Annotated in this window: 1 protein-coding gene; it reads left to right on the top strand. The window is 67.4% G+C overall.

Annotated elements, in window-relative coordinates; genetic code table 11:
* A partial coding sequence (locus D3H34_RS33015; protein WP_119558899.1) for a 4-oxalomesaconate tautomerase occupies positions 1 to 954 on the top strand: 954 nt, incomplete at both ends.

Below are 954 nucleotides of genomic sequence, written 5' to 3'. Positions count from 1 at the left end.
ATGCAAACGGCAATTCCCTGCCTTTTGATGCGTGGCGGCACGTCCAAAGGCCCGTTCTTTCGCGCTGAAGACCTGCCGCAGGACCTGCCCACGCGCGACAAGGTGCTGCTGGCCGCGCGGGGTTCGCCCGACAGGCGCCAGATCGACGGCATAGGCGGCGCGCATCCGCTGACCAGCAAGGTCGGCATGGTGTCGTTGAGCCAGCGTGAAGGCATTGACCTCGAATTCCTGTTCGCCCAGCTCCAGCCCGAGAAGGACACGGTCGACACCACGCCCAATTGCGGCAACATGCTCGCCGCCGTCGTGCCGTTCGCGCTCGAGACCGGCATGCTCAGCGCGCGCGGCGAGACCAGCACTTTCCGCGTGCTCACGCTCAACACCGACATGGCGGCCGACATCACGGTGCAGACGCCGGGTGGCCAGATCTCCTATGAAGGCACGGCGCGCATCGATGGCGCGCCCGGCCAGTCGGCTCCGGTCGACATCAGCTTTCTCGACACCGCCGGCTCGGTCTGCTCGGGCCTGCTGCCCACGGGCAACGCCAAGGACCGCATCACCGTCACGGGCGAAGGCTTTGACGACTTCACGCTCGACGTGACCTGCATAGACAACGGCATGCCGCTGGTGATCCTGCGCGCCGCCGACGTCGGCCGCACGGGCCAGGAAAGCGTGGCCGATATGAATGCGGACACCGACCTCAAGCGCCGCATCGAAGCGCTGCGCCTGCAGATTTCGCTGCGCATGGGCCTGGGCGATGTGACGCAGAAGAACTACCCGAAGATGACGCTGATCGCGCCGCCCGTGCATGGCGGCGCGCTGACCACGCGCAGCTTCATTCCCCATGCCTGCCACGACGCCATCGGCGTGCTCGCCGCGGTGACCGTGGGCACGGCCGTGAAGATGCCCGGAACCGTCTGCGAAGGCGTGGCCCGGCTGCCCGCGGGCGAGGGTAGT

It is taken from the genome of Acidovorax cavernicola (assembly GCF_003581445.1).
This window is presented reverse-complemented; position numbering and strand designations above follow the sequence as displayed.